This window comes from Dyadobacter subterraneus (assembly GCF_015221875.1).
Classification (GTDB): domain Bacteria; phylum Bacteroidota; class Bacteroidia; order Cytophagales; family Spirosomataceae; genus Dyadobacter; species Dyadobacter subterraneus.
The window spans coordinates 1-7,332 of the sequence record NZ_JACYGY010000006.1 but is presented as its reverse complement, the minus strand read 5'-3'; the positions used below and the strand labels follow the sequence as shown (position 1 = coordinate 7,332).

4 protein-coding genes and 2 pseudogenes are annotated in these 7,332 nt (G+C 40.5%); all 6 read right to left on the bottom strand.

Annotated elements, in window-relative coordinates:
- Positions 1-124: 124 nt before the first annotated feature.
- Positions 125-719 (bottom strand): annotated as a pseudogene (locus IEE83_RS32645) (IS66 family transposase); the annotation flags it as partial.
- A 93-nt stretch (positions 720-812) separates the two neighbouring features.
- Complete coding sequence (gene ltrA, locus IEE83_RS32640) at positions 813-2,042, bottom strand: group II intron reverse transcriptase/maturase (protein WP_194124951.1); 1,230 nt, start codon at positions 2,040-2,042, stop codon at positions 813-815.
- Between the two features lie 491 nt (positions 2,043-2,533).
- Positions 2,534-3,160, bottom strand: coding sequence for an IS66 family transposase (locus IEE83_RS32635; RefSeq protein ID WP_438821036.1), 627 nt, complete (start codon positions 3,158-3,160; stop codon positions 2,534-2,536).
- 220 nt (positions 3,161-3,380) lie between these two features.
- Positions 3,381-3,587, bottom strand: a pseudogene (tnpB, locus tag IEE83_RS33165) (IS66 family insertion sequence element accessory protein TnpB); the annotation flags it as partial.
- Positions 3,588-3,699: 112 nt separating this feature from the next.
- Positions 3,700-3,978: an IS66 family insertion sequence element accessory protein TnpA gene (gene tnpA, locus IEE83_RS32620; protein WP_194124949.1), complete on the bottom strand. Its 279-nt coding sequence runs from the start codon at positions 3,976-3,978 to the stop codon at positions 3,700-3,702.
- 878 nt (positions 3,979-4,856) lie between these two features.
- Entirely contained in the window at positions 4,857-5,084 is a 228-nt protein-coding gene (locus tag IEE83_RS32615) for a hypothetical protein (protein ID WP_194124948.1), read from the bottom strand.
- Positions 5,085-7,332: the final 2,248 nt, after the last annotated feature.

The window sequence follows — 7,332 nt, the reverse complement described above, 5'->3', positions numbered from 1 at the left end:
CCATCGAACTTTTGAAGGTGAAAATGAATAATATTATGCAAAGCGATTTATCGGAAATATAGAGTCAACTACCTGGAAACATTGATTTTAGACTATTGCTTTGCATAATCTTTAACTATCCATAACCCAGGGCCAACGGGCGTATGGAATTTTCGATTTGATTATTATCGATCAGCAGATTCCCATTGTATAAATATGCACTAAGCGAATCCCAGCGGCTATAACTATATTGCATCGCTTTCCCAATCTGGCTTTTTGGGAGTGTACTTTTAATTTGTTCAAAGATCCATTTTCCCAACTCGTTGATAACCGGAAGAGATTCTGCCAGCCGCAGTTCTTTAATTTCGTCAGCCGCCAGCATCTGCTGGCTGGCCTTCCGCTCCACAGCGTACAGCTGCTGGATCATCGATAGCGCTTTTTGTGCTCTGGTTTTGTCATTATCCAGTGCTCGTTCAAAACGGTCCGCCGTCGCGGTCTCTTCGCGCATGCGCCCAGCAGGCTAGATGGGTAACGTCCTTACGTTTTCCGTGCTTTTCATAAACTGCATACCCATCCGTCTGCAGATAGCCTTTGAAGCTTTCTAACATCGTTTTCGCACCTAAGGATCCTCTTGTAGGCTGATAATCAAAGAGAACTACACCATCCAAAGGGCTATGATAGACCCAGTAATAGCCTTGGTGGCAAGCGCCTTTCTTGTCACTTTCCAGTACTTTAATCGGGTCGAGTAGACAAGGGCATTTCAGCCCAAGTCTCTCACAGCACCGTGCGTGATAGTCTCCCATCACACGGCGCTTCCAGATTAGCTTTACATTTCAGTAGGGTCGCACATAATACCAATGTTCAAAAAGTCGAGGATTCGATTCATAGACTCTCAGGAGCCATTTATGAGCTCTGCTTTTCCCCATCTTTTTGGTTTTCATTATCCATTTGACCATCTTTTGATTAAGCCAATACCAAAGTCCCCGGGTTGTCCAATGAGAATATTCACAGTAATAACGATACCAGCCCCGAATTTTAGGGTTGAGTACTTTCGCTAGCTCTTGTATTGTCCCACTATAACCTCGCCAGACAATCTTTCTGAGTTTCTGCCTGACATCATTCTTCGAGCTGGTGCTCATGCACGGAAAGTATGTCAGTTTCCACCCGTTTTTGGTAGGCCGGCGAAGCGGTCGGAAAGTATAACCCAGAAAATCAAAGCTTACTTCTTTTCGATTTTCAGTATGAGTCATATTCTTGCAATACACGATATGCGTTTTCTCTTCATTCAACGCAAGTTTGCACGCCTTCATTCTTTTCGCCACAACAGCCTTGATGAACTGTGCTTGCTTTTCTGTTTTACAATGAATGATCGCATCGTCACAATACCGCTCAAACGGCATATTCGGATGATGCTTCTCCATCCATTTGTCAAACACAAAGTGCAGGAATATATTACTGAGCAAGGGTGAGATTACGCCTCCCTGAGGTGTACCCTTTTGTCTTTTCTCAATAATACCATCCCTGAAAACCCCGGCTTTAAGCCAGCGTTCAATGTAAATCAGTACCCATTTTTCCTGGGTGTACTGCTTTACTGCCAGCATCATCAGCTCATGATCAATGTTATCGAAAAATCCCCGTATGTCAAGGTCCACTACCCAGCCGTAATATCCGCAATTGGCGGTCGCTTTTGCTAACGCCTGATGTGCACTCTTATGCGGACGGTAACCATAACTATCCGGGTGAAAGCTATCATCTACTTTTGGTTCAAGATAACTCTTTACCACCTGCTGGGCGATCCGGTCACTAACGGAAGGGATTCCTAAAGCTCGCGTACCTGCCGACTTCTTGGGTATCAGAACCTGTTTGACAACCGAAGGGTAATAACTGCCAGAGCTCATCCGGTTCCAGATCCTGTAAAGATTCCCCGCTGGATTTTCCGCAAAGTCTTCTAGGCTCTGACCGTCAATCCCGGCATTCCCTTTGTTTTCCCTTACCTTCTTGTATGCATCAAATACCATTTTCTTGGTAATCGGATGCTGCTTTGTCTCATAGTAATCAATCATCCCTTTCACAGTTGTTGGTTATATAAAACTAATCTGGCTAAGCCCTTCCCTCCACCCCCATTACAGTGGTTTCATCAGTACTACAGCTTAGGCCGCCTCTGTACAGATCATCGGTATTCTGCCTCGCGGGATTTCCGCTTGTGCGTTTCCCTTTTCATTCCTGTACAAATTCCCTTGTTCCCCCAGATCGCCTGATTCAGTGTCCTGTTGGCTCTGTACCGTCTGCCGTTTAGCCAACACCAGGTTCCGGCCGCTAAACTTAATTCCCGAATAAGAAAGCTTTTATTCAGTTTCGACAGATTCTGGTGGATATCGATACTTTACTCCGCCAATTCACTTTCGTTCAGCTCACTGAATCTTACCTGACAGCTTATTACTGCCTTTTCCTTGTCGCTCAGCACCTTGTCCTTTCGGGTCAAAGCACCACAAGGTGGTTTGCAAGGTATGCCTGTCATCCCCTGCGATGGGCCTGCCATCATCAATCTAACGGCCTATGATGTTGTCATCATGTCAAGGCACACACTTTCATCCACCTGCCAATAGCCCTTCGATTTCATATCAAAGACCCGTTGATCGTAAAGCGGTTTCAGCTTGATCAAGGCTTCTTTGGTCCAGCCTTCAAGCGTTGAAGATGCGATCTGGATATCTTCTCTGGCAAAGCGCTGTTTCTGCCGGTAACGTGGGAGATGGTCTTGGTATTTATCGGTTAAAATGCTGGCAAGAAGTCCCGCAGATGGTATTCCCTTATCAATTACACGCTCTGGAAGCTGACCGATTTTTACCCCTTCACCATTTTTGGACGCATATTTATAGCGTATATATCTTTTGATCAAAAAGCGGGCGGGTTCATAATCCAGCTCTTCGGTAACTTCTTTACCGATGCAAATCATTTCTGAAAATTCGCCTGTAGGATAAATCTCAATTTCTTCGACAGGTAAATGCGAGGGCAGCGCGGCACGGCCTTTATGGTTAGGCCTTTTACGGATATAACTGATTTTTTCTTGCAGGATTTCCTCTTGTAAAACAACCTGCTGCACAGCCGCTTCAAAGGGAAGCGCAATCTGTGCCGGATCACCTTCGAAACGTTCGCGTTTCTGGCGGGGCCACCCTGGCCAAATTGCATCCGTTTGTACATCTCTACCTGAGATTCCAGGTATGCATTCTGCTGGGTTAAACCAGATATCTGCGGATCCCGTTCTTTTAAAAGAGCGAGCAGTTGATCTTTATCCAAGGTTTCCACAGGGGCCGTTTGCATACCTAAAAGTACAAAAAAAACAGCCTTTCAAGCTATCAAAAGCACTTATTGTTTTAAAATAAAACGCTTTCTATGACTGCTTTTCAGTACCTGAATTCCGCGCGGCGGCCGCCCTCGATCATCAACACCAACTCGCTCCAGGAAATACTTCCGGATCCGGACTTTTTGGGCGAAGGAAAGCTGCCACTTTCCAGTCTTTTGTGGTAAAGTACGAAGCCTCCCGGCTCCCAATGAAGCATTTTTATATGCGCACGTCTGCGGTTTAGAAAGATAAATACTTCGCCACTGGTGCTACTCTTCCTAGCTCGGAATCTACCAGACTACAAAGTCCGTCAAAACCCTTCCGCATATCACAATCGCCACGGTACAGATAATATTGATGGGATGAGCCCAGACTAAACATCAGTAAAACCGGATCAATTCAGAGAGTACAGTTAGATCGCTGCCCTGATAATTTACTTTAACGCCATTTGGATAAACGACCTCATACGCATTTTCTGAGGCTGAACGGTGAGTGGGTATATGAACGAAGCCTGTCGCCTTTTCAACCAATCTCTCTTTTCCCACCCAGTAGCCAAATTTAGCTACCGTGATATTATGCGGTTTACAAAATTCACTTTGACTTAGGCCGCTTTTACGCCACAGCCTTACTAATTTGAACATTTCTTCTGACTGATCCATATTTCATTATGTTTTGTCAAAAGTAATCAAGCCATTATTGTCAAAAAATATGCACTTGGTAGGCTGGATACCCTGTATTTGACGGCTCTTCTATTGCCTGGCAATATTTCAGAACGGATTTGTTTGCTATATCCGGGATTAGTTACAGTACGGTGCTTTGTCTGTTGAATGCCATAGGCGATGACATTCATAAATTCAAATCCGCAAAGAGCTTCGCTAGCTGGCTATAACAGCTACCGCCAGAAAGCTTGCAGTGATCATTTGGAATATGCTTACAAAAGCGGAACCATATAAGAAACAGCAAGTAAAAGAGACTAATCAAAAAACAAAAGCAGCAGGATTAAAACAAGTTGAGAGACGTATAGATTCATTGAAGTTAAGCCAAAGTGAACTGCAGACTCTCTTCACAAGAGCCTCATTATTAGTTGATTGATATGGAGTTGTACAAAATACCTTATAAGTGCATCAGGAAAATTAAACCATTGAATTACCCAAGAAATTTCCTCATTTACAAATCCTAAAAAAGCTTGACAGGAAATTTAACACTAAGTTTACAGCATATATTTGGTACCATTATGATAATTCAGAATTGAGCGCTAAAGACATCGGTATGTCTAGCATAAAGTTATATCGAAAAGTAAACATACCTCTTCTAGGTTTGCCCATATATGAATATACAGTATGTAAGACTTAAAAAATTAAATTTTGTTATAGCGTTCTAATCTCACAGTGGCTGGTATCTCATATAAATTGGGATTTTCTTCGGCGACATACTTCCCCACAGTTTTAAAAATATATATGATCAAACGACAAATTAATTTGCCGCTCCAAAAACGTTCATTTGTCAAAAGCAGTAATATTTTTGGTTTGCAATTTCCTTATCTTCTAAAATATTCGACTACTTTAATGAGCTCTACCTCGATATTATTGTCAATTACAACAGGGCTCAGCAAAGCAACTGGAAAAAATTGCACTCCTTCAATATTAATTTTTGCAGCAACGAACACGTATTCCGTGAGTAAAAAGTTCGTGGTAACAAAATATCTACGGCCAATATATACCTCCGCCTCTTCCATTAACGATTCTGCATTTTCCCTGGTCATCATCGGAAATTGTTGAAGGTATAAATATTTAGTTGTTTGCTAATGGCTGGTAATGACCTGATTAAAAATTAAATCCTAAATTTTCAAATCGTATATGATTTCAAAATTAACAGTCAATATTTTTCTAGAAAGAACTACTTGTGGCCGCTGTCAGTATAATTGATCCGCACATATAGTCCAACATATGAAATATCAATCTATATCATCAACTGCTTCAGGTTGTCTCGTTCAAGTCTGGCGCCAGCAACAAAATCCTCTCAGATCCACCGAACTAACTTTTTCTCATGCTCTGTATAATTTCTTGGTCAGGGGTTTCATTTTGGTCAGTTCTACTCCTACTTTGTATTCAAAAATGGATCATTAATTCTCAAAACATTTTGAATATTTATATTAATTTTAATAGACAGTATAGTGTTTTAGATTTCCCAAAAAACAAAAGTAACTATTTTGCTAATAATTGTAAATCAGTATTTGATGATATTGTCTAATAGGTCTTCGAAGCGGCAGCACCGTTTTTGGAAAGTGAACTGATCCAGACTTTTTAAGCTAGGGTTGGCTTAAGAGAAATATGAAAATAAATTCCCGCTGAAAGAGATGGAACAAGAGCACCTATACTTAAACAGCTTTAATGCGTTTTTAGCAGGCTCAAAATACTTCGACCAGAATTTGACCTGGCTACCCAGAAAGTAGTTACTTCACCTTTGGTAATGTGCATTTATACACATTTCAGATTAAACCTTGCTGGGTCCACAACCGTAGGATCTAAGTATTTTAGCTATTGAAAAAGGGCGCAAGAAAAACCCACGCCCTTTACTAAATATTTCTCACGTCAGATTATTAATCTGATACTGTAAAAATAGTGTTTAATATACACAATTCAGCAGAAGTTGGGATGTTTGCGTAATATGCGTGTAAATAAACGCAAATAGCGACTAAGAACCTCTAATCCTCCGAACTAATGTAACGGTAGATTTAATTGAAGCAGACTATGGGAAATATATAGAGGAAACAATGTCTTAATAGACTCAATATCGATTAAATGATTGCGGTAGCAAACTTGCTCACGTGTAAGTAAGGGTGGAAAATTCGGTATAACTGGCATTATGAACGAATATGGAGGCTGCCTTGGTAGATCTGGCCACTATGTTAAAAAATAAATTTTTCCCTAAGGTAACGGCAGCCTAGAACTGGACAGCCCGACCAATAAATACCCTATAAGATTTTCGCCTGGGATTGATACCGCGCTGAATCTCCTTAAAATGCATATTATCAAGTATACACGGAATCCGAATAATCACTGTAGTACAGAAATCAAATACGAATAAGCATCAGAAATGCGTCTTTAATACCGCAATCTTAATTCCATAACTCTCAACTTTTGTTAATGGATATGGCAGATAGTTTCTACTTACAAGGGGTAAGAAGATAGTTATTTTTAAGACTTTGCTATCAATATTTAACGAATACTCTTTTTTAAGAAATTTCTTTCGACCGGAAGATGGCCTATACCCATTTTTGCAATTTCAATCTTCTGTGATGTCGTTGGAGAGCAAGTATGGAGACTTTCAATGTTCTTAGAAAACAATAATCAGATAAAATTATTTATTAACACCCGGAGAACATGCCTGAAATTTAAATATTTCTGTCTCATTGCGAGGAATAATCTATTTACAGGTTTTGTCCGATTAAATATGTACAACCCTGACTAGAATTGGTGTTTTTTGATATCTTTATAAATAATCCGATCCCTTTGCTAAATATGCCAATAGAGACTTATCTATACTGCGGTCAATGGAATGTTTTAGAAAGGTTTGTCCTTTATGAACTTCCGCCTAGCCATGACGTTTGCTTCTTGACAAAAAAGGATTTAGCGGATTCTAAAACATATATACTTTCGCTTGATCCAGAGATTATTACGAAATTAAAAGCTAATTTTGAAATCGTTCGTTGTGAGATGGACCCTTCCATTTCGCCTCAGGAGTGGATTCGAAGAGGAAATAAAAATCTCTTGCCGGAAAGTTTACTTTAAGTGATAGGGTCAAGAATTCTGCTAGGATATTGACTTTCATCTTCGACCTATGTCCGTATTATTGCTTAAATTTCAAGAATATGGCTAAAAAGTAAGTAAACAGCCTATGAACCACATATTTCTTATCAAGAATGCGGTTTTTACTTTTGACTTAAAAACCAATCGAAATGGATCAGTCAGAAGAAATGTTCAAATTAGTAAGGGAATGGCGTGAGAGTGGCG

Coding starts and splice junctions, on each gene's coding strand:
- IEE83_RS32615 (WP_194124948.1), bottom strand. CDS start 5,084: ATGATGACCAGGGAAAATGCAGAATCGTTAATGGAAGAGGCGGAGGTA.
- tnpA (WP_194124949.1), bottom strand. CDS start 3,978: ATGGATCAGTCAGAAGAAATGTTCAAATTAGTAAGGCTGTGGCGTAAA.
- ltrA (WP_194124951.1), bottom strand. CDS start 2,042: ATGATTGATTACTATGAGACAAAGCAGCATCCGATTACCAAGAAAATG.